The 22,767-nt window shown below is 67.8% G+C and carries 16 protein-coding genes; 13 read left to right on the top strand and 3 right to left on the bottom strand.

Annotation, left to right across the window (positions count from 1 at the left end; translation table 11 throughout):
* Positions 1-22: 22 nt before the first annotated feature.
* The 4 genes from CPBF1521_RS03600 to CPBF1521_RS03615 all read left to right on the top strand — a co-directional run bounded on the left by CPBF1521_RS03600 (position 23) and on the right by CPBF1521_RS03615 (position 5,310).
* Positions 23-667 (top strand): c-type cytochrome, encoded by a 645-nt coding sequence (locus CPBF1521_RS03600; protein WP_164739003.1) that lies wholly within the window; start codon positions 23-25, stop codon positions 665-667.
* Positions 664-1,725 (top strand): beta-propeller fold lactonase family protein, encoded by a 1,062-nt coding sequence (locus CPBF1521_RS03605; RefSeq protein ID WP_115675996.1) that lies wholly within the window; start codon positions 664-666, stop codon positions 1,723-1,725. Before CPBF1521_RS03600 ends, CPBF1521_RS03605 begins: the two co-directional genes overlap by 4 nt.
* A 35-nt stretch (positions 1,726-1,760) precedes the next feature.
* A complete protein-coding gene (locus tag CPBF1521_RS03610) occupies positions 1,761-2,867 on the top strand; it encodes an S-(hydroxymethyl)glutathione dehydrogenase/class III alcohol dehydrogenase (protein WP_115675998.1) in 1,107 nt (368 codons plus the stop codon).
* 151 nt (positions 2,868-3,018) lie between these two features.
* Positions 3,019-5,310, top strand: coding sequence for a TonB-dependent receptor (locus CPBF1521_RS03615; RefSeq protein WP_181901095.1), 2,292 nt, complete (start codon positions 3,019-3,021; stop codon positions 5,308-5,310).
* A gap of 97 nt (positions 5,311-5,407) precedes the next feature.
* On the opposite strand, the gene CPBF1521_RS03620 is transcribed toward CPBF1521_RS03615, so the two are convergent.
* Both CPBF1521_RS03620 and CPBF1521_RS03625 read right to left on the bottom strand, forming a co-directional pair.
* Positions 5,408-7,381 (bottom strand): sigma-54-dependent Fis family transcriptional regulator, encoded by a 1,974-nt coding sequence (locus CPBF1521_RS03620; protein WP_104583766.1) that lies wholly within the window; start codon positions 7,379-7,381, stop codon positions 5,408-5,410.
* Between the two features lie 653 nt (positions 7,382-8,034).
* Positions 8,035-8,967 (bottom strand): carbohydrate kinase family protein, encoded by a 933-nt coding sequence (locus tag CPBF1521_RS03625; protein ID WP_104649225.1) that lies wholly within the window; start codon positions 8,965-8,967, stop codon positions 8,035-8,037.
* A gap of 286 nt (positions 8,968-9,253) precedes the next feature.
* On the opposite strand from CPBF1521_RS03625, the gene CPBF1521_RS03630 reads away from it, so the two are divergent.
* The 9 genes from CPBF1521_RS03630 to CPBF1521_RS03670 all read left to right on the top strand — a co-directional run bounded on the left by CPBF1521_RS03630 (position 9,254) and on the right by CPBF1521_RS03670 (position 21,379).
* Complete coding sequence (locus CPBF1521_RS03630; protein ID WP_006452025.1) at positions 9,254-10,300, top strand: rod shape-determining protein; 1,047 nt, start codon at positions 9,254-9,256, stop codon at positions 10,298-10,300.
* A gap of 172 nt (positions 10,301-10,472) precedes the next feature.
* Positions 10,473-11,711, top strand: a complete 1,239-nt coding sequence (gene mreC / locus CPBF1521_RS03635; protein WP_115676002.1) for a rod shape-determining protein MreC — start codon at positions 10,473-10,475, stop codon at positions 11,709-11,711.
* On the top strand, positions 11,708-12,193 hold the full coding sequence (gene mreD / locus CPBF1521_RS03640) for a rod shape-determining protein MreD (RefSeq protein WP_104583769.1): 486 nt from the start codon (positions 11,708-11,710) through the stop codon (positions 12,191-12,193). Before mreC ends, mreD begins: the two co-directional genes overlap by 4 nt.
* A 3-nt stretch (positions 12,194-12,196) precedes the next feature.
* Entirely contained in the window at positions 12,197-14,257 is a 2,061-nt protein-coding gene (mrdA, locus tag CPBF1521_RS03645) for a penicillin-binding protein 2 (RefSeq protein WP_115676004.1), read from the top strand.
* Positions 14,254-15,372 (top strand): rod shape-determining protein RodA, encoded by a 1,119-nt coding sequence (gene rodA, locus CPBF1521_RS03650; RefSeq protein WP_104583771.1) that lies wholly within the window; start codon positions 14,254-14,256, stop codon positions 15,370-15,372. Before mrdA ends, rodA begins: the two co-directional genes overlap by 4 nt.
* 318 nt (positions 15,373-15,690) lie before the next feature.
* Positions 15,691-17,091 carry a glycoside hydrolase family 28 protein gene (locus tag CPBF1521_RS03655; RefSeq protein WP_115676005.1) on the top strand — a complete coding sequence of 467 codons (1,401 nt, stop codon included), beginning with the start codon at positions 15,691-15,693 and terminating at the stop codon, positions 17,089-17,091.
* A 270-nt stretch (positions 17,092-17,361) separates the two neighbouring features.
* Positions 17,362-18,501: a lytic murein transglycosylase B gene (gene mltB / locus CPBF1521_RS03660; RefSeq protein WP_115676007.1), complete on the top strand. Its 1,140-nt coding sequence runs from the start codon at positions 17,362-17,364 to the stop codon at positions 18,499-18,501.
* Complete coding sequence (locus CPBF1521_RS03665; protein WP_115676008.1) at positions 18,498-19,913, top strand: septal ring lytic transglycosylase RlpA family protein; 1,416 nt, start codon at positions 18,498-18,500, stop codon at positions 19,911-19,913. Before mltB ends, CPBF1521_RS03665 begins: the two co-directional genes overlap by 4 nt.
* A 260-nt stretch (positions 19,914-20,173) precedes the next feature.
* The gene (locus CPBF1521_RS03670) at positions 20,174-21,379 is read left to right on the top strand and encodes a D-alanyl-D-alanine carboxypeptidase family protein (RefSeq protein ID WP_104583775.1); all 1,206 of its coding nucleotides are present in this window, start codon (positions 20,174-20,176) and stop codon (positions 21,377-21,379) included.
* 223 nt (positions 21,380-21,602) lie between these two features.
* On the opposite strand, the gene CPBF1521_RS03680 is transcribed toward CPBF1521_RS03670, so the two are convergent.
* On the bottom strand, positions 21,603-22,664 hold the full coding sequence (locus tag CPBF1521_RS03680) for a lipid A deacylase LpxR family protein (RefSeq protein WP_115676012.1): 1,062 nt from the start codon (positions 22,662-22,664) through the stop codon (positions 21,603-21,605).
* Between the last annotated feature and the right edge of the window lie 103 nt (positions 22,665-22,767).

The following is a 22,767-nucleotide window of genomic DNA, read 5'->3' on the forward strand; positions in this document are numbered from 1 at the left end:
TGTCACCCGCCGCGCGCACGGGGTGCGCGGTGTTCCCTCCGACCAGAAAGGTTCGTTCATGCGCAAGTCCACCGTGGGTTGTTCCGATCGTTCCATGCGCGCACCGCTGTGCGCGGTGATGCTCAGCGTCGTGCTGGCCGCCTGCGGCAAGCCGGCACCACCGCCCGCGCCCGAGGCGGCCGCTGCCAGTCCACCTGCGCCGGCCACCACCGGCGCCGCCGCGCCGGCGCCCGCAGCGGCGCCCGCCGGGATGCCCAACCCGGCCGCCGGGCCTGCACCGGATCCGGCCACCCCGCCCGCAGCGCCGGCCACCGTCGTGGCGATCCCGAAGGGGCCGGAGGTCAAGGTCACTCCCGAACTGATCGCCGAAGGCAAGAAGATCTATTTCTCGGCCGGCTGCAATGCCTGCCATGGCGGCACCGGTGGCGGCGGCATGTGCCCGCCGTTGACCAACGACATCTGGGTGTATGGCAGCGACGACGACACCTTGCGTACGCTGATCAGCGAGGGCACCGCCGCGATGATCACCCACGGCAAGACCCGCATCGGGCATGAGAAGGTGGTCGGGCAGATGCCGCCGTTCGCGCCGGTGCTCAAGCCGGGCGACACCGAGAAACTGCTCGCCTTCATCCATTCGATCAACAAGACCGCGGGCAAGGCGCAATGAGGCCAGCGCCCATCGGGTGGCAGCGCGTCCTGGCGACCACCGCGCTGGGCGTGCTGCTGGGCCTGGCCGGTTGCCGGCGCGATGCGCAGCCGCCCGCGGCAAACGCTGCGCCGGCGACAACGACGACTGCGGCTCCTGCAGCAACACCGGCGCCATCGACACCGCCGGTGTTTGCGTATGTGCCCAATCAACGCAGCGGTACGGTATCGGTGATCGATACGCACAGCGATACGGTGGTGCGCACGCTCAGCGCGCAGGGGCAACTGGGCAAGCGCTTGCAGCAGGTGTTGCCGGGCCCGCACGGGCATCTGTACCTGATCGATGCCGAGCATCACCGCCTGATCGAACTGGATACCGAAAAGGACGCGGTGCTGCGCAGCGTGCAGATCGGCGAGAACGCCGAGGGCATCGCGCTGTCGCCGGACGGCAGGCAGTTCGCGGTGTGCGTGGAAGGGCAGAACCAGGTGATGCTGATCGATGCGGCGCAGTTCCGCGTGCAACAGGTGATCGCCACGCGCGGGCAGGCGCCGGAGCATTGCGCCTACACGCCGGACGGGCGGTGGTTGCTCACCAGCAACGAAGGTTCCAACGACATGGACATGATCGAGCTGGCCACCCATCGATCGCGCGGTGTGGTCGCCACCAGCGGCCATCCGCGCGGCATGGCATTCGCCCCGGACGGGCACAGCGTCTACATCGCGCAGGAGACCGCCAACGTGGTGGACGTGATCGACCTGCAGGCGCGCCGACGCCGCGCCAGCCTGCCGGCCGGCGTACGCACGGCGGGCGTGGCGTTGTCGGCCGATGGCACGCGGCTGTATGCGTCCAACGGCGGTGCCGGCACGGTCAGCGTGATCGATACCCAAAACGCGCGCAGGCTTGCCGAGATCGCGGTGGGGCTGCGGCCGTGGAATCCGGCGCTGACCCCGGCCGGCGACAAGCTGTATGTCGCCAACGGGCGCTCGAACACCGTGAGCGTGATCGACACCGTCGCGTTGCGCGAGATCAAACAGATCCCCGTCGGCGACCTGCCGTGGGGCGTGGTCATCGCGCGCTGAGCGGCGGACATGCCGACGCGCGCCAGGGGGGCCGGATGAAGACACGCGCTGCGGTGGCATGGGGTCCGCACCAGCCGCTGACCATCGAAGAGGTGGACCTGCAGCCGCCGCGGCCCGGCGAGGTGCTGGTGCGCCTGGTCGCCACCGGTATCTGCCACGGCGATGCGCATGCGTTGGCGCACGGGCAGGCGAGCAGCTTTCCGGCGATCCTGGGGCAGGAGGGCGCGGGCATCGTCGAGGCAATCGGCATCGGCGTCACCAGCGTGCAGCCCGGCGATCACGTCATCCCGCTGTACATGCCCGAGTGCGGCGTGTGCAAGTTCTGCCGCTCCGGTCGCACCAACCTGTGCCAGGCGATCCGCAGCAGCCAGGAGCGCGGCCTGATGCCCGACGGCAGCAGCCGGTTCTCGTTGCACGGCCGGCCGATCCTGCACCACATGGGCACCAGCACGTTTTCCGAATACACCGTGGTGCCGGAGATCGCGGTCGCGCGGATCCCGCCGGATGCACCGCTGGATCAGGTCTGCCTGCTTGGCTGCACGGTCACCACCGGCGTCGGTGCGGTGCTCAACAGCACGCATGTGCGGCCCGGCGACTGCGTGGCAGTGTTCGGCCTGGGCGGCATCGGCCTGTCGGTGGTGCAGGGCGCGGTGCTGGCGCAGGCCGGGCGCATCATCGCGGTGGATATCGACCCGGCCAAGTTCGCGCTGGCGCGTGCCCTGGGCGCCACCGATTGCCTGGACCCGCGCGACTACGGCGCGCCGATCCAGCAGGTGATCGTGGACCTCACCGATGGCGGCGCCGACCACAGCTTCGAATGCGTGGGCGATGTCGGCGCGATGCGCGCGGCGCTGGAGTGCTGCCACAAGGGCTGGGGCGAGAGCGTCATCCTCGGCGTGGCCGACGACGCGCAGGAAATAAGCACGCGCCCGTTTCAGCTGGTGACCGGGCGGGTGTGGCGCGGCAGCGCGTTCGGCGGGGTGAAAGGGCGCAGCGAGCTGCCCGGCTATGTCGCGCGCTATCTGCATGGCGATCTGCAGCTGGCACCGTTGATCACCCGCATCCTGGCGCTGGACGACATCAATCAGGCGCTGGCGGATCTACGCGCGGCGCGTGGCATCAAATCGATCGTGCTTTATTGAGGGAGACGACATGAGGTCGACGCATCACTTACCGTGGGATCGCAGCACACCGCCGCTTCGCGTCGCACACCATGGCCGCGATGCATTGCAACGACATCGGCTTGCCTGCGCCTGCGCAGCGCTGCTGTGCGCTGGTACGGTCGGCACTGCGATGGCCGAAGACGCGCCGCAGGTGACCTGGCTGGACCGCATCGAGGTCACCGCCACGCCGATTCCCGGCACCACCATCGATGCGGCGCAACTGCCGTACATGGTGCAGTCGGCCACCGGCAGCGCGTTGTCACGCGGGCGCAGCAACAACCTTGGCGACCTGCTGCAGCGGCGCTTCGTCGGCGTGGATGGCAACGACGTGCAGGGCAGCGCATTCCAGAACGATCTCACCTTCCACGGGTTTCGCGCTTCCGCCTTGCCGGGCGCCTCGCAGGGCGTGTCGGTGTATCTGGATGGGGTGCGTTTCAACGAACCGTTCGCCGACATCGTCAGCTGGGACATGCTGCCCGAGTCGGCCATCAATGCGGTGACGCTGATGCCCGGCTCCAATCCCTTGTTCGGGCCGAACACGCTCGGTGGCGCGGTGGTGCTGTCCACTGCATCGGGCCTCACCGCGCCGGGATTGCAGGGCGAAGCGAGCATCGGCAGCGGTGCGCGCAAGCGACTGGATGCCAGTTATGGTCTCGCCAGCCAGGACGGCTGGCATGGCTTTGTCGCGGTCACCGGTTTCGACGAGAACGGCTGGCGTGATGCCTCCGAGGGCCGCCTGGGCACCGTGTTCGGCAAGCTCGGCAAGCAAGGCGAGCAGACCGACTGGAGCCTGTCGGTGCTGCACGGGCGCAGCCGCCTGATCGGCAATGGCCTGCTGCCGGATACGCGTTATACCGACGATGGCCCCGAGCCCGGCCTGTATCGCGCCGACCGCCGCGCGGTGTACACCTCGCCCGATCTCACCCGCAATCGCACTACGCTGTTCACCGCGCAACTGGACCACCGCTTCGATGCGGACACCGCATTGCATGCATTGGCTTATTCGCGGGTGGGCCGCCGCGATACCGTCAATGGCGATATCGGCGAGGACTACGAGGAATTCGTCGAGGAATGCGCCTCCGGCTACGCTGCCGACGGCAGTGCGCTGGATGCCGAGTGCGATGTCGCGCGCGCCGATGCCGACGCCCTGCCTACCGGCGCGCTCAACACCACCCAGATGCGCCAGGAGGCGCAGGGGCTTGCGCTCAACCTGAGCAGGCAATGGGGCGCGCATGCGCTCAGCACCGGCGTGACCTTCGATCGTGGTCATGTGCGCTATCGGCAATTCGCGCGCGATGGCTGGGGGCAGCCGGACCGCTCGGTCGCTGCCGATCCGGATGCCGGGCGTGCGTTCTTTTCCGGCGTGCGCGGCAGCACCAAGACGCTGGGCGTGTTCGTCGCCGACACCTGGGCACTGGACGCGGCCACCCATCTCAGCGCCGCAGTGCGCTGGAACCATGTGGTGGTGGACAACATTCTCTCCACTGCCGACGACGGCGACCGCCCACGCGAGCGCTTTGTCTACGCCAAGGCCAACCCGTCGTTGGGGCTGACCCATCGGCTCGCTTCGGGGCTGACGCTGTACGGCTCGGTCGCACAGAACAGCCGTGCGCCCACCGCGATCGAACTGGGCTGCGCCGACCCCACCCAGCCGTGCCGATTGCCGACCGGCCTGCAGGCCGATCCGCGCCTGGAGCAGATCGTTTCGCGCACCTACGAACTAGGTGCGCGCTGGACACCGTCGACCGACAGCAGCGCGAGCGTGTCGGTATACCGCGCCGACAATCGCGACGATATTTTGTTCCTGCGCGCGCCGGACACGCAGCTGGGTTACTTCGACAATGTCGGCCGCACCCGCTACCAGGGTGCGGACCTGGCGCTGCGCCTGCGCAGCGGCAACTGGTACTGGTCGGCCGGCTACAGCTTTCTGGATGCGACCTATCGCAGCGATGGCGAGCTGCTGTCCGGCGAGCGCGTGATCGCCTTGCGGCCAGGCCTACGCATCGCCGCGTTGCCGCGTCACAACCTCAAGCTCGGCGTGGAATGGCAGCGCGATGCGCTGACGCTGGGCGCCGGGGTGCGTGCGGTGTCCGGGCGCGTGGCCAGCGGCAACGAGGATGGCCAGGTCGACAACGCCGAAGACGGCGAGCCCGCACCCGCGCGCATCGACATCGGCACCGCCGGCTATGCGCTGGTGGATCTGCAGGCGCGTTGGCAAGTCAGTGCGCGGCTGTCGCTGTTCGCCCGCGTCGACAACGTCTTCAACCGCCGCTATGCCACCTACGCGGCAGTGGCCGAAGACGTGTTCCCCGATGGCGAGCTGGCGCGCCCGCAGGATGCGCCGGTGGAAACCGGCCCGGCGCGGTTTCTCGCACCGGGCGTACCGCGGCAGTATCTGATCGGGGTGCGTTGGGCGCTCTGATCGCGGAGAAATGGGGAATGGGGAATCGGGAATAGGTAAGTGCAGGGCGTTAGCTCTACGATTCCCCATTCCCCATTCCCCATTCCCGATTCCACATTCAACCGGTATCCAGGCCGTGCTTGCGCAGCTTGCGATACAGCGTATTACGGCTGATGCCCAAGGCATCGGCGGTGCGGCTGACGTTCCAGCGGTGGCGTTCGAGTTGTTGCTGCAGCACCAGGCGTTCGGCCTGGTCGAGTGCGACGCGGCCGGGCATGTCGTCGGCGGCCACCGCGCGGCCATCGACCAGGCACGGTGCGCTGCCGGCATCGACGATTTCCTGCGGCAGGTTGGGCAGGCGGATCACCCCGTCGCTGCACAACACCGCCGCCGTGCGCAGCACATTGCGCAACTGGCGCAGGTTGCCTGGCCATGCGTAGCTCAGCAGTTTGTGCATCGCTTCTTCGCTGATGCGCACGCTGTGCTCGCTGTTCTCCTCGCGCAGCAGGGTGCGGATCAGCTCGGCCTTGTCGCTGCGCTCGCGCAGCGGCGGCAGATGCAGCACCACGCCATTGAGCCGGTAATACAGGTCCTCGCGAAACTCGCCGGCCGCCACCCGCTGCGCCAGATCGCGGTGGCTGGCACTGATCACGTGCAGCTCCAGCGGCACCGCGCGTTCGCTGCCCAGCGGGGTGACGCATTGTTCTTCCAGGACACGCAGCAGGCGGCTCTGCAACGGCAGCGGCATGTCGCCGATTTCGTCCAGGAACAGCGTGCCGCCGCTGGCCTGCAGCAGCTTGCCGTGGCGGCCTTCGCGCGCGGCATCGGTGAATGCGCCGCGCGCATACCCGAACAATTCGCTCTCGATCAACGCCTCGGGAATCGCCGCGCAGTTGATCGCCACGAAGGCGCCGCCGGCCCACGGCGAGCCACGATGCACTGCCTTGGCGAATTCCTCCTTGCCGGTGCCGGTATCGCCACGCAGCAGGATCGATACGCGATGTGCGGCCAGCTTCAGCGCATTGGCCAGGTTGTGGCGCATGCGCGAATCCGAGCCGACGTGCTCGCCGGGTTGCAGTTCGGTATCGGGCGCCAGCTGCGCCGGCCCGCCCACCGCCGGCAGCGCGGGGCGCGCACGCGGCGGGCGCACCAGCGCGTAGAAACGCCGCCCGTGGCAGGCGCAGCGGATCGACCACAAGGTGCCGGCATCGCTGCCGGCGCGGTGCTCGAGGGTGTCGAAATCCAGCTGCATCACCTGCGCGATGTTGCGGCCCACCAGCTGGCTGCGATCGAGCTTGCCCAGTTGCTCCAGCACCGCCTCGTTGACTGCCAGCACGCGACCGTCGGTATCGATCGCAATCAGCGCCTCGTGCAGCAGGCCGGCGAACTCGGGCCGGCTATGGAAGCGCAGGATGAAGGCATGGCCGAACTGGTTGAGGAAATGCGAGCGCGAGATCTGCGCCGCCGACATGCTCACCAGCGCCACGGTGTGGCGCTGGGTCTGCTTGCCGTCCTGCGCATTGGGGGTGGACGCATCCAGCACCGCCAGCAGGCCGCCGTGCGGGTCCAGGATCGGCGCGCCGCTGCACGACAGCGGCAGATGGCGGGTCAGATAATGTTCGCCGCGATGCACGCTCACCGCAGTGCGCTCGGCCGCGCAGGTGCCCAGGCCGTTGGTGCCTTGATGGCATTCGGCCCAGCTGGCGCCGCAGAACAGACCGGCCTGGCGGAATTCGCGCAGCAGGGTCGGGTCGTGCACGCTGTGCAGCACGGTCGCCTCGGCGTCGGCAAAGATCACCGCATAGCCGCTGCCGGCGATCTGCTCGTAGAGATTTTCCATCTCCACCTTGGCAATGCGCAGCACATCGCCCAGGCGTTGCTGGCGCTCGCGCACGTGCAGCGCATCGTGCACCAGCGGCTCGGGGGCTGCCTCGGGCAACAAGGCGTAATCGTCCAGGCAGCGCCGCCACGAGCGCGACAGTGGTGCGGCAAGCGGCGCAATGTCGCGCAGCCGGCGGATCTGCCGGAGTGCATCCGGTTCGATCTCGGGCAGGGCGATGGACGTGGCGGCGACAACGCTTGGCTCTGACATGGGCCAGCGTTCCTCAGTGGGCGCGAAGCGTCAGTAGAGGCACAGATCGCTGCCATGCTCAAACTGCATTGCAGCAAATTGCGGTGCAGACGAGCCCCTCTCCTGCGGGAGAGGGGTTGGGGTGAGGGGACGGTGCGAAGCCCGGTGCTGTTCAACCTGCACGAGGCTTCGCCCGTACCCTCATCCGCCCCTGCGGGGCACCTTCTCCCGAGGGGAGAAGGGCAAAGCGCTGATCAGCGGCGGTGCCGCGTCAGGGCGCGTAGCCGAACTGCTGTGTGCGCTGATAGTTGAACTGCCGAGCCCCTCATCCTACGGGAGAGGGTTGGGGTGAGGGTACGGTGCGAAGCCTTGTGTCGTTCAACCTGCACGAGGCCTCGCCCGTACCCTCATCCGCCCCTGCGGGGCACCTTCTCCCGAGGGAGAAGGGTTTGTGTGAGCTCGACGCTGCAGATCAGGCCAGCGTCAGAGCGCGTAGCCGAACTGCTGCTTGAACTGGTCGTTGAACTGCGCCAGGCATCAACCGGGCCACCCAGATGTCCCGCCGTCGCCACGGCCCGCGATCTCAGGCGACCGACCTTTGCTGCGGCCTCAACACTCCAACGTCGACGCCCACCTGCGGCGCCGATGCCGTCTCAGAGGGCGCCGATGTCGCGTCAGAGCGCGTAGCCGAACTGCTGCTTGAACTGGTCGTTGAACTCGCCGAAATCGAACCGCTGATTCTGCGTGCCGGGGTGCTCGACCTTCAGCGCACCCATCAGGTTGCCCATCCGCCCGATCGTCAGCCAGTCGTAGCCGCCCTGGATGCCGTAGATCAGCCCGGCGCGGAAGGCGTCGCCGCAGCCGGTCGGATCGACCACGCGGCGCTCGTGCGCCGGCGGGATGTCGTAGGTCTTTTCCGGCGTATGCACCAGCGCGCCCTTCGGGCCCTGCGTGGTGATGTAGGCCTGCACGCGCGAGACGATGTCCTTTTCGTTCCAGCCGGTGCGTTCCTGCAGCAGGTTGGACTCGTAGTCGTTGACCACCACGTAGTCGGCCTGTTCGATGAATTGGCGCAGTTCCGGGCCGTTGAACAACGGCATCGCCTGGCCGGGATCGAAGATGAAGGGAATGCCGGCGGCAGCGAACTCTTCTGCATTCTGGATCATGCCCTCGCGCCCGTCCGGGCCGACCAGGCCCAGGGTCACGCCCGGCACGTCCTTCACATGGTTTTCGTAGCTGCGCATCATCGCGCCCGGATGGAAGGCGGTGATCTGGTTGTTGTCGTGGTCGGTGGTGATGAAGGCCTGCGGGGTGAACAGCTCGTCGATGATCTTCACCCGCGACAGGTCGATGCCCAGCGCCTCGAAGTGTTCGCGATACGGGCCGAAATCCTGGCCGACGGTGCCCATCGGGATCGGCGCGCCGCCGAGCAGATGCAGGTTGTAGGCGATGTTGCCGGCGCAACCGCCGAACTCGCGGCGCATGCGCGGGACCAGGAACGACACATTCAGGATGTGCACCTTGTCCGGCAGGATGTGGTTCTTGAACTGGTCCGGAAACACCATGATGGTGTCGTAGGCGAGGGAACCACAGATCAGTGCGGACATCGAGTCGGGCCTTTGCGTTGGGAAATACCCGCCAGTTGCCGGCATGGCGGCGGGACGGCGCGAGCGCCGCGGCGCAAAGGGTAACGGCTGCGATCGATCAGGGCCACAACCGCATGCCATGCCCGGCGTGACCGGCACATGAAAACCACGCCGAAACGGCCGATTTTTCCTTGCCCGCACCGGGGGGGATTGCTAGGCTAGTGGACTTCGTTTTCTGCCCGCTTATCGACCAGTTGGTTCTGCATCGGCGACAGGGCAAGCGACTCTTTCAGGAACGGCTCCCTCGATGTTCAAGAAACTCCGCGGCATGTTCTCCAACGACCTGTCCATCGACCTGGGCACGGCCAATACGCTGATCTACGTGCGCGGACAGGGCATTGTGCTGAATGAACCTTCGGTGGTGGCGGTGCGTCAGGACCGCGCCATCGGCGGCACGCGCTCGGTGGCTGCCGTCGGCGCCGAGGCCAAGCAGATGCTCGGCCGCACCCCGGGCCACATCACCACGATCCGCCCGATGAAGGACGGCGTCATCGCCGACTTCACCTACACCGAGGCAATGCTGAAGCACTTCATCAAGAAGGTGCACAAGTCGCGCTTCCTGCGCCCGAGCCCGCGCGTGCTGGTGTGCGTGCCGGCCGGTTCCACCCAGGTCGAGCGCCGCGCCATCAAGGAATCGGCGGAAGAAGCCGGCGCACGCGACGTCTACCTGATCGAAGAACCCATGGCTGCGGCGATCGGTGCCGGCATGCCTGTGACCGAGGCGCGCGGTTCGATGGTCATCGACATCGGCGGCGGCACCACCGAGGTGGCGGTGATCTCGCTCAACGGCATCGTCTACTCGCAGTCGGTACGCGTGGGCGGCGACCGCTTCGACGAGTCGATCACCAACTACGTGCGCCGCAACCACGGCATGCTGATCGGTGAAGCCACCGCCGAGCGCATCAAGCTGCAGATCGGCTGCGCCTACCCGCAGGACGAGGTGCAGGAGATGGAAATCTCCGGCCGCAATCTTGCCGAAGGCGTGCCGAAGATGATCAAGATCAACTCCAACGAGGTGCTCGAGGCGTTGCACGAGCCGTTGTCGGGCATCATCTCGGCGGTCAAGCTGGCGCTGGAACAGACCCCGCCGGAACTGTGTGCCGACGTGGCCGAGCGCGGCATCGTGCTAACCGGCGGCGGCGCGCTGCTGCGTGACCTGGACCGCCTGATCTCCGAGGAAACTGGCCTGCACGTGCAGGTCGCCGACGACCCGCTCACCTGCGTGGCCCGCGGCGGCGGTCGCGCGCTGGAGCTGGTGGACATGCATGGCAACGAGTTCTTCGCGCCGGAGTGATGGATCCGGGAATCGGGAATCGGGAGTAGGGAATCGTGAAAGCATTCCCTGCCCGCGCTCCTGAGCGGTTGCGACGCGGTCCCGCCCATGTGAGTTTTCGCCTCAACCGTCTCGGGGGCAGCACACTGCTTCCCGATTCTCCATTCCTGATTCCCCATTCCCGGCCCTGACAGTGCCCTCCTACGCCGGTCCTCCCGTCGCCTCCCGTCCGGGCGAAGTCACCTCCACGCTGCGGCTGCTGGTCTATCTGGTGCTGGCGATCGTGCTGATCGCGCTCGATAGCCGGGGGGGCTGGCTGAGCCAGGTGCGCCTGCAGGCCAACCTGCTGATCCAGCCGATCTGGGCCGTGGCCGGGTTGCCGGGGCGGATCGGCTCGCAGGTGCGCGACAACGCCGCCACCCACGCGCAGCTGGTGGAAGAAACCCGCGACCTGCGCAACCAGCTGCTGGTGGCCAATGCGCGCCTGACCCGGCTGCAGACCGCCGCGCTGGACAATGCGCAGCTGCGCGAACTGCTCAACGTGGCCGAGCGCCGCGGGCTTGACGTGCAGCTGGCGCCGATCCTGGATATCGACCTGGACCCGACCCGGCAGCGCCTGCTGCTGGATGCCGGCAGCCGCGATGGCGTGCTGATGGGCCAGGCGGTGATCGATGCCGGCGGGCTGATGGGCCAGGTGATCGAGGTGACCCCGCTGCATTCGACCGTGCTGCTGCTGACCGACCCCGACCACGCGGTGCCGGTCAGTGTGGCGCGCAACGGCGTGCGCCTGATCGTCTATGGCCGCGGCGACCGGCTGGAACTGCGCGACATCCCGCTCAGTGCCGGCGTGCAGGTGGGCGACGAGATCGTCACCTCCGGCCTCGGTGGCCGCTTTCCGGCCGGCTTCCCGGTCGGCAAGGTGTCCGAACTGCATCCGGACGACACCCACGCCTTCCTGGTCGGCGAACTGACCCCGGCCGCCAAGCTCGATCGCGGCCGCGATGTGCTGTTGCTGCGCGCCGGCAAGCCGCTACGCGTGGCGCCGGGAATCGGGAGTGGGGAATCGGGAATGGGGAGTGGCAACGGCGCCGGTGCTGCATCGGTGCCGGCCTCGACGCCGACCGGACAGGCCACTCCCGTTCCGCCGCAAGGAAGTGCGCCTGCCAAGCCGTCGGGAATGAGGATTGAGGGAGCGGGAATCGGCAACGGCAACGGTGCTGCATCGATGCCGTCCTTGCGATTGACCAGGCAAGGCGCAGCATCTGCATCGTCGCAAGGGGCCGCTCCTACCGATTCCCGATTCCCGATTCCCAATTCCCGTCCCCGAAACAACCAGGGCGCAGCCACCGCGCCGCCGCAGAACACCGCTCCTGCCGATTCCCCATTCCCGATTCCCCAATCCCGTCCGTCTCCGCAGGAGACGGAGCAATGACCCGCATGCGCAACACCTGGATCCTGCCGGCGAGCATCCTCATCGCGCTGGTGCTGGGCCTGCTGCCGCTGCCGGTGGTGGTGCAGCCGCTGCGTCCGTACTGGCTGGCGCTGGTGCTGGCTTACTGGGTGATCGAGGAGCCGGACCGGGTCGGGCTGGGCATCGCCTTCGTGGCCGGCGTGCTGGCCGACCTGCTGTATGGCGGGCTGCTCGGCGAACAGGCGCTGCGGCTGGTGATCATGACCTTCATCCTGCAGCGCTTCCGCGCGCGGATGCGCTTCTTCCCGGTCTCGCAGCAGGCGCTGGCGATCGGCGGGCTGCTGCTCAACGACCGCATCGTCTCCTCGGCGGTGCATCTGGCGGTGGGCGAGCCGACCCTGCCGTGGAGCTACTGGTGGGCGCCGCTGCTGGGCATGGCGCTGTGGCCGCCGCTGTTCGTGTTGCTGGATGCGGTACGGCTGGGCAAGCGGAGCAAGAAGTAAGCCATGCACGGGCGTCGTCACCCCAAGAACCCGCACGCGGAGGCCGAGCAGTTCCGCCGGCGTGCGGTGCTGGGCTTTGTGATGGTGGTGATCTGCCTGGTCGGCCTGGGCGGCTGGTACTTCAAGCTGCAGGTGCTCGACCACGAGGTCTACGCCACCCGCTCGGAAGCCAACCGCATCAAGCCCAAGCCGGTGGTGCCCGGGCGCGGCATGATCTACGACCGCACCGGCCGGCTGCTGGCCGAGAACGTGCCGGCCTTCCGCCTGGACGTGACCCCGGACAAGGTCACCGACATGAACGCCATGCTGGCCGCGCTGGGCAAGGTGATCCCGATCGCGCCGGAGGACCTGGAACGTTTCAATCGCGAGCGGCGCGCGCGGCGCAGCTTCCTGCCGGTGACCCTCAAGTTGCGCATGAGCGATGAGGAAATGGCGCGCTTTGCGGTGGAGCGCTGGCGCTTTCCCGGCGTGGAGCTGGAGCCGTACCTGACCCGGCGCTACCCGTACGGCCCGCTGTTCGCGCACATCATCGGCTACGTCGGCCGCATCGACGAGAAGGACCTGGCGGTGCTGGGCGAGGGCAATGCCGCGCTCACCCACATGGGCAAGTCCGGGCTGGAGCGCTACTACGAGCAGGATCTGCGCGGCCAGGTCGGTTACGAGCAGGTCGAAACCAATGTGCAGGGGCGGGCCATCCGCACCGTCGGCCGGGTCGCGCCGCAGTCGGGTGCGGACCTGCGGCTGTCGGTGGATGCCGACCTGCAGCGCGCGATGGTGGCCGCGTTTGGCGAGCACGAAGGCGCGGCGATCGCGATGGACCCGCGCACCGGCGAGATCCTGGGTATGGTCAGCCTGCCCAGCTACGACCCCAACCTGTTCGTCAACGGCATCTCGCATACCGACTTCAAGATGCTCAACGACAACCCGTCGCGGCCGCAGTTCAACCGGCTGGTGCTGGGCGGGGTGGCGCCGGGCTCCACGCTCAAGCCGCTGATCGCGCTGGCCGGGCTGGACAGCGGCCTGCGCCGGCCGGAAGACCGGGTGCTGTCCACCGGCATGTTCTACCTGCCCGGGGTCAGCCGCGGCTGGGGCGACTCGCACCGCGGCGGCCATGGCTGGACCGATCTACGCAAGTCGATCGCCCAGTCGGTCAATACCTACTACTACCGCCTGGCGGTGGACATGGGCATCGACCGGTTCGACCACTACATGGGCGAGTACGGTTTCGGTCAACCGACCGGGGTGGACCTGCTCGGCGAGATCGGCGGCATCCTGCCGTCGCCGGCCTACAAGTACAAGACCCGCAAGGAACGCTGGTACCCCGGTGATACCGTCAACATCGCCATCGGCCAGGGTGACTGGAAGGTCACGCCGCTGCAGCTGGCGCGCGGGGTGTCGGCGATCGCCAGCGGGCTGCTGCTGCGCCCGCACCTGGTGCTGGAGGAGCGCACCGGCTTCGACCACCCCTGGCAGCCGATGATCCAGCCGCCGGGCAAGCCGATCAGCCCGAGCGCGGCGCACCTGCAGGTGGTGCGCGAGGGCATGATGGACACCATGCGTCCGGGCGGCACCGGCTATGCGATCACCCCCGGCGCGCCGTACCAGATGGCCGGCAAGACCGGCACCGCGCAGGTGGTCAGCCGCAAGGGCGTGGCCGCGGTGGATCCGCGCAGCCTGCCGCTGCATCTGCGTCACCGTGGCCTGTTCGTCGGCTTCGCCCCGGCCGACAACCCGGTCATCGCGGTGGCGGTGGCGGTGGAGGGCGGCGGGTTCGGGACCAGTTCGGCCGCGCCGATCGCACGCAAGATCTTCGACGCCTGGCTGCTCGGCAAGCTGCCCGCCGGCCTGGAGCCGCTGGACAGCGAGCTGGGCATGACCGCGGTGGGCGTCAACCAGTTCGAAGCCGGCGCCACCGATGCGCGCCAGGCCGGCGATGCGGCCGCAGCCACGCTGGCCGAGTTGCCGGTGGTGATCGGCCAGACCGCGGTGGCCCTGGACCCCAATACGCCGGCGCAGCCGGTGGTGCCGGATGTGCCCGATGCGGTCCAGGAGACCGACCATTGAGTGACATCCTGCGCTGGCTGGTGGACATGGTGGCGCGCTTCACGCGCAGCCTGGACTGGGTGCTGTGCCTGGCGCTGGGGGCGCTGATGGTGATCGGGCTGTCGGTGCTCAAGAGCGCCGGCGGCGCCGCCAACGGCGATCACCTGGTGATGGCGCAAGCCGTGCGCTTTGTCATCGGCCTGGCCGCGATGTGGGGCATTTCGCGCATGTCGGTGCTGCGCCTGCGCGCCTGGACGCCATGGGTGTACGGCCTGTCGATGCTGCCGTTGCTGGCGGTATTTGCGCTGGGCACCGGCAAATACGGCCGCCAGTGGCTGGATCTGAAACTGTTCTACCTGCAGCCGGCCGAGTTGCTCAAGATCAGCCTGCCGATGATGGCGGCCTGGTATCTGCACCGCATGCCGTTGCCGCCGCGCATCTCCACCGTGCTGGTGACCGGCGTGATCATCGGCGTGCCGACCGCCCTGATCATGCTGCAGCCGGACTTCGGCACCGGCGTGCTGATCGCCGCCAGCGGGGTGTTCGTGCTGCTGCTGGCCGGCCTGCCGTGGTGGTGGGTGGCGGTGGGCGTGGGTGGCGTCTCGGCGGCCGCGCCGGTGGCCTGGTTCTGGCTGCTGCGGCCGTACCAGAAGGACCGCATCATGATGTTCCTCAACCCGGAAAACGATGCGCTGGGCGCCGGCTGGAACATCATCCAGTCCAAGATTGCGATCGGCTCCGGCGGCTTCGACGGCAAGGGCTGGGGGCTGGGGTCGCAGTCGCATCTGAACTTCATCCCCGAACAGACCACCGACTTTGCGTTCTCGGTCCTCAGTGAAGAATTCGGCTGGATCGGCGTGGCGACCGTGCTCAGCCTGTACCTGATTGTGATCGCGCGCTGCCTGTGGATCGCCTCGCAGGCACGCGACACCTATTCGCGCCTGGTCGCCGGTGCCACCGGGCTGGCCTTCTTCGTCTACGTGCTGGTCAACGGCGGCATGATCTCCGGCCTGCTGCCGGTGGTGGGCGTGCCGATGCCGCTGATGAGTTACGGCGGCACCTCGGCGGTGTCGCTGCTGGCCGGGCTGGGCCTGGTGATGGCGGTCAAGACGCACCGTCCGGTGCATGGGTACTGAGCCGGCGCGTGCTGCAGCCCACGGTGGCAGGCGTACCCACCTCGCCAGAACGAATCATGGCTGACCAGGTGCACCACGCCGCGTGCGACAGGCGCATGACACGCCGCTGACACTGCCCAGGACGCGTGCGGTTGTGCGTGCTGCGTTGCAATGACGACACGCCGACGCAGGGCCGCTTCGCGCGTGCGGCACCGGGTTCGCTCGCCTTCTGTGGGTGGGGGCGTTGCGCCGTAGAGTCCGATGCGCCGCTGTCTGCCCGCGGCTGCGTCGCGTTGCAGCTGCAGGCGCGCACCATTCCTCTTTCCGGTGACCTCTTCCATGAAATTGCTAAGCGCCGCCATCGGCGGTGTCTGTCTGACGTTCGCTGCACACGCCGGCGCCATCACCCTTGCCAGCGGCGATGCGCGCGCCGTGTCCGAGCCGGCGATTCCTGCCACCTGCCAGGCGGTGAGCGCCAGCCACACGCCGAGCGGGCGCCTGTTCGATGCCGCGCTGGAAAGCGCGGCGCCCGATACCAAGACCATCCAGGCCGCGTTGACGGCCTGCACCGGCAAGAACGGCAGCGTGCTGCTCAAGGCCGGCACCGGCGACGCGTTTCTCAGCGGCCCGCTGACGATTCCCACCGGCGTCACCCTGGTCGTCGATCAGGGCGTGACCCTGTACGGCTCGCGCAATCCGGCCGATTACGGCAGCGGTTGCGGCGTTGCGGGCGCCAAGAGCGGTGGCTGCCTGCCGCTGATCGGCATCAAGGGCGCCAGGTCCGGCGTGATGGGCGTACGCACCGGCGGGCGGCAGGGCACGATCGATGGGCGTGGCGACCTGCCCATGCTCGGCAGGACCACCACCTGGTGGCAATTCGGCGAAAACGCCAAGGCTGCCGGCCAGGTGCAGAACAGCCCGGACCTGATCAAGGTGCAGAACTCCACCACGTTCACCCTCTACCACGTCAATCTGATCAACGCGGCGTACTTTCATTTCTTCGCGCACATCGTCGATGGCCTGACCATCTGGGGCGTGCGGGTGAAATCGCCGGCCACCAGCCCCAACACCGACGGCCTGGATCTGGACAGCGTGCTCAACGCCAGCCTGGTCGACAACGATGTGATGGGCGGCGACGACTGCGTGGCGATCAAGACCATTGCGTCGAGGTCCGGCAACATCACCGTGCGCGACAACCGCTGCTACGGCACCCACGGCATCTCGATCGGCAGCGAGGTGATGTCCGGGGTCAACAACGTGCTGGTCGACAACAACGCCATCACGGCCAGCGACGATGCCGGCAACCGCAGCACCGACAACACCGGGCTGCGCATCAAGACTAGCCTGGCCAAGGGCGGCCCGGTCAGCCTGGTGACCTATCGCAATACCTGCCTGTACGGGGTGACCAGCCCGCTGGTGATCAACCCGTTCTATGCGACCGGCGGCAGCGGCACCAAGCCCAGCTTCAACGACATCGTCGTCAACGGCCTGCGCACCACCGGCGATGCCGGCCTCAAGGGCAAGGGCTGGATCCTGAGAGGTTTCGATGCGCAGACGCCGCTGGACCTGACACTGGCCAACGTGGCCACCGGCAATACCGCGGTCACCGCCAGCGACGCGCGGATCGGGCTCAGCAACAGCGCGCTCACCCCGACCGGCAGCAATGTCACCACGCCCACCGTGCAACTCGGCGGCAGCGTGCCCACCTGCTCGACCGCACCGCGCTTCCCGGCCCTGTAATCAACCAGGCGCGGCCACCCGGCCGCGCCTGGCGGCCGCAGTGACAGCAAAGGGACCAACGCCCGCCGATCAGGCCGCCAGGTGAAGAAACCAAAGCAGGCCCCACGGCACGGCGCCGAACCCGACGCCTCGCCAGCCCCAGCCTGCCGTGACAGCAAATCCGGGGCCGCACACGCGCAGCACCCCATTCCCCATTCCCCGCCACTCAAAGCTCTTTCCTTTCATGGCCTTATTGCCAGAAGTTCATCTGTTCTCTGTTACCCTCGGCCGATGATTCGACGCACTCTGACCTGCCTGCTCACCCTCGGCCTTGTCGCCTGCGCGACCCAGCCCAGCCCTCCGACCCCGCCGCCGGCCGCCAGCGCGCCCCCGGCCAAGCCACCGAGCACCCCGGTCGCGCCCGTCAGTGCGGCTGCCGAAGCGCCCGCGCTGCCGCCGGTGGACCTGACCCCGGTGCCGTTCGAGATCGCCCGTGCCAACTTCGTGCGCGACACCGCTGCCAAGTACGGCATCGACGCCGCACAGATCGAAGCGGTGCTGGCGCAGGCGCAGTTCAAGGACGCCATCGTCACCGCGATGTCGCGCCCGGCCGAGCGGGTCAAGCCGTGGAACGAATACCGCCCGATGTTCATCACCCAGGCGCGCATCGATGGCGGCCGCAAGTTCCTGGCCGAGCATCGTACAGAGCTGAGCAAGGTCGAAGCCGCCACCGGCGTGCCGGCGCAGGTGATCGTGGCCATCATCGGGGTAGAAACCAGTTACGGCAGCAATGCCGGCAAGTACCGCGTGCTGGACGCGCTGTACACGCTGGCCTTCCGCTACCCGCGTAGCGGCGACCCGGCCAAGCTCGAACGCGAAGTGCGTCGGGAGCTGTTCTTCCGCGATGAACTCGGCCAGCTGTTCGCGCTCGGCAAGGAAGAGCAGCTCGATGTCACCACGCTGATCGGCAGCTATGCAGGCGCGATGGGCATGGGCCAGTTCATGCCGTCCAGCTACCGCCAGTTCGCCGTCGATGGCGATGCCGACGGCAAGCGCAACCTGTTCACCGACCACAACGACGTGTTCGCCTCGGTGGCCAACTACTTCGTCAAGAAGGGCGGCTGGGTGCGCGGTGGTCAGGTCGCGGTGCCGGCCACGCTGGCCGCAGGCCACGAGGAATTCAATCCCACCGACTGGTCGCCGGTGCACACGCTGGCCGATCTGTCCGCGCGCGGCTACCACCCCAATGCGCCGGTGGTGGCCGGCACTACCGCCACGCCGATCACCCTGGACGATGCCAACGGCAAGCAGTACTGGCTGGGCTTCCAGAATTTCTACGCGATCACCCGTTACAACATTTCCAAGATGTACGCGATGGCCGTGTTCCAGCTGTCCGAGGCCATCGCCGGCAAGGAGTTACCCCCGGCATGAACAGCACGACAGGCCCCAAGTGGCTGATCCCGATGGCGCTGATGCTTGGCCTGGCGGCCTGTAGCAGTGCACCGAAGAAGAGCGCCGGCACTGGCGGAAGCGGCGCCATCAAGGGCGTCAAGGTCGACGGCAAGGGGCCGGCGTATGTCGCCACCGGTTGCCCCTCGACCTCGCCGTACGCGGCCGCCAAGGAAGACCCGTCCACGCGCGGCGACTACACCGCCGGCGGCCTGTACAAGCCCGGCGTCAAGGACACCACGCCGGACCATGTGCCCAACGTGGCCTGCATCCCCGAACCGCTGGTCACCAACGAGCCGCGCTCGGCGGTGGGCAACCGCTCGCCGTATGAGGTGCTGGGCAAGCGCTACGTGGTGATGGACAGCCCCGGCGACTATGTCGAACGCGGGACCGCCTCGTATTACGGCAGCAAGTTCCACGGCCGGCTGACCTCCAACAAGGAGGTCTACGACATGTACGCCTTCACCGCCGCGCACAAGACCTTGCCGCTGCCCAGCTTTGCGTTGGTGACCAATACCGACACCGGCGATTCGGTGGTGGTGCGCGTCAACGACCGCGGCCCGTTCCACGACGGGCGCGTGATCGATCTGAGCTACGCCGCCGCGGTCAAGCTGGGCATCACCGGCAAGGGCACCGGCAACGTCGAGGTGCGTGGCCTGACCGAAGCCGACAACGGCAATCTGCTGGCCAAGCGCCGCAGCGGCAGCGCACCGGTCAGCACCGCGGTGGCCGCCGCACGGCCGGCCGCCAGCGCCAGCCAGATCGATGGCCTGGTGCAGCGTCTGCCTACCCGCACAGTGCCGTCCGCCGCTCCGCGCGCAGGGGCCGCCAGCGCCGTCGCTCCGGTCGCCGCCGCAGTGGCAAGCAGTGCCGGGACTGCTGCGGTTCCCGCGGGCGAGCGTTGGCGCTACCGCGTGGCCGACTCGCGCCAGCCCGGCAATGCCGACAATTTCGATGCCTGGATGAAGTCGCAGGGCGTGCGCGTGGCCACCGGCAAGCCGGCTGCCGCCGCGCCGCGGCCTGCCTCGGCTGTCCCGGTAGCGGTCGCGCCAGCCGCCCCGGTCGCGGTGGCGGCGATCAAGCCTGCCGACAGCGCGCCAGCACGTCCGCTCAGGAGCGAACCGGTACCGGTCAAGGCGCCGAGCGTGGCCGAGGCGGCATTGGGCGACATTCTGCTGCAGGTGGCCAGTTTCGCCAGCCGCGAAAACGCCAACCGCGCGCTGTCGCAGCTGGCCTCGGCCGGCATCGCCGGCGCCAGCGTCAGCGACATCGTCAGCGGCGGCCGTACCTTGTGGCGGCTGCGCGTCAACGCGCGCGACCACGCCAATGCCTCGGAAATCGCGCAGCGCATCGCCGGCCTGGGCTTCGGGCGTCCGCAGATCGTTGCCAACTAGCTACGATCGATCCTGCAGCCAGGGCGTCGGCGGGTAGGCCGCCGCCCGCTCTCGAAAGGTATCGTCGGGCAGCCGCGATCACGACGCGCCCCCATGCAGCTTTCTCGATCGCCCAGTGCGTCAGCCACGTTCGGCACGCCACCTGCCGCCATCGCTGAACTGCGCAGGCGCGCGCGGCCGCTGGCGCGTCGCCCTGATCGCCGCGGCGCCTTACAATTTCGCATTACCCAGCCTTCGGGCCCGTCAGGAGTCGTTCTTCAATGAAATTCCGCTTCGCCGCCGCTGCGGTGGCCACGTTCGCCTTTGGCCTGGTCTGCGCCCAGACGCCTGCGCCGCAGCCGACGCCTGCCGTTGCCGCTGCGCCGGCCGCCGTCCCGGTTCCGCCCGCACCCGCTCCGGCCGTGTCCAAGTCGTGGATCCTGATGGATTACGCCACCGGGCAGGTGCTGGCCGGTGAAAATATCCACCAGCAGCTGGCGCCGGCCAGCATCACCAAGGTGATGACGTCCTACGTGGTCGCTGCCGAAATCAAGAACGGCAAGGTCAAGCGCGACGACCAGGTCATGATGAGCGAGCGCGCCTGGCGCGAGGGCGGCGCCGGCACCGACGGCAGCTATAGCGGTTTCCCGGTCAACCAGACCGCGCGTCTGGAAGACATGGAAAAGGGCATGGCGATCCAGTCCGGCAACGATGCCGCGATCGCATTGGCCGAGCATGTGGCCGGCAGCGAAGAGGCCTTCGCCTCGCTGATGAACAGCTACGCCGCCAAGATCGGCATGAAGGACTCCTACTTCGTCAACGCGCACGGCCTCAGCGCCGAAGGCCACCATTCCACCGCCTACGACCTGGCCATGCTGGGCCGCGCGATGGTGCGCGACTACCCGGAGACCTACGCCTACAACAAGATCAAGGAATTCCAGGTCGGCAGCATCAAGCAGAACAACCGCAACCTGCTGTTGTGGCGCGACCCGGCGGTGGACGGCATCAAGACCGGCCACACCTCCGAGGCCGGCTACTGCCTGCTGAGTTCGGCCAAGCGCGGCGACCAGCGCCTGGTGGCGGTGGTGATGGGCGATTCGTCCGAGCGCCAGCGTGCCGACGACAGCCTGGCCCTGCTCAACTGGGGCTTCCGCTTCTTCGAAACCCACAGCCTGTACGCGCCTGGCAAGGTCGTGACCAAGCAGAAGGTCTGGAAGGGCGAGCAGGACGAAGTGCAGCTCGGCGTGGCCCAGCCGCTGCTGGTCAGCCTGCAACGCGGCCGCTACAACGACCTCAAGCCCAGCATGGAAGTGGCCAAGAACCTGCAGGCCCCGATCAAGCAGGGCCAGCAGATCGGCACCGTCAAGGTCAGCCTGGACGGCAAGATCATCGCCCAGGCCCCGCTGGTCGCCATCAATGCCGTGGAAGAAGGCGGATTCTTCAAGCGCCTCTGGGATGCGTTCTGGATGTGGTGGGAATCGGAGTGATCCAAAGAAAAAGAAAAAGCCGGCGAAAGCCGGCTTTTTCTTTTGAATCGGGAATCGGGAATCGGGAATCGGGAATCGGGAATCGGGAATCGGGAATCGGGAATCGGGAATCGGGAATCGGGAATCGGGAATCGGGAATCGGGAATCGGGAATCGGGAATCGGAGAGGCGGGGTGTCGCTCTTGTTCTACCTATTCCCTTTTCCCAATCCCCAATCCCAGCCCTCAAAGCATCCGACTGATCGTGAAACTGCCATACACCGGCGTTTCGCGCTGGGTGTCGAATTCGCGGGTGCGGTGGTAGCGGGCGATGGCGAACTTCCAGCGGCCGTACATCACCGCCAGGCCGTAGCCGACATCGCCCACGAACGCGCGCTTGTCCACGCTGTGGCTGTTGCGGAAGGTGTTGCCGTCTAGGGTGATGTCGCGCAACACCCAGCGCGCATCGGTGGTCACGAACAGATGGCCCGACCAGCCGCTGGCGCGCCCGAGCCGGCTGGGGGCGGTGTTCTCGCCGGCCGGGCGGGTCGGGGTGCTGCCGAAGTCGTCCGGCAGTTTCCAGCCAAAGCGCGCCTCGCCACCGGCATTCAGATGCGTGGCCATGTTGCCGACCGAGCCGCCCCAATGCGAAATGAGGTCCCAGCCGAAGCCGTCCGCATTGACCGCCGCATCGCCCGGCCAACGGCGCATGCGCTCGTGGACCAGGTTGATCAGCGGCTCGTTGTGCAGCTGGTTGTCCCAGCCCTGAAACTTCTCGTCGCCCAGGATGTCGTGAATGGCGTCCTGCGCTTCCTGCGCAAATGCCCATGGGCCGACCACGCCGATCTGCAGCTGGGTGGTGCGCAGCTGCGCATCGTTGCGCGCGTTGTAGCCGAAGCTCGCCAGCAGGATGCCCGCATACGGGCGATCGTCGGGGATCACATCGCGGCGGGTGGGATCGGTGGGAGTGAAAATCGCCTGCCCGATCGAGAACACCATGTTCTGCTGCTCGAACTCGCCCGGATGCAGGCGCTCCAGGTAGCCGTTGACCCAGCGCGCGGTGCGCGGCAGGCAGGGGTCGTCGGTGTAGTCGACCAGGTTGGGCGAGACCAGCGTCAGTACCGCACCATTGGAGTAGCCCTGATCCTGGTCCTCCCCACCGAACAGGTCATTGTCGACCCGGAAGTTCACCGCCGGCGGGGTCCGGCTCATCCTGCTGGAGTCGCACTGGTCGGCGGCCAGGGCCGGCATCGACAGCCCGGAAAGAGAAAGCAGCAGGGCAGCGGTCAACGCGCGCGGTCGAAGCATGGAGGGCCTGGGAAGGTAGGAAGGACGATGTGGGGCAAAGGTGCCTGCGGCCACGGCTGCGCCGCGTGAATGTGCAGGAGGGATCATGCCCGAGCCGCCTGGA

The sequence above is a fragment of the Xanthomonas euroxanthea genome (genome assembly GCF_900476395.1).
In the GTDB taxonomy this organism is placed as follows: Bacteria; Pseudomonadota; Gammaproteobacteria; order Xanthomonadales; family Xanthomonadaceae; genus Xanthomonas; species Xanthomonas euroxanthea.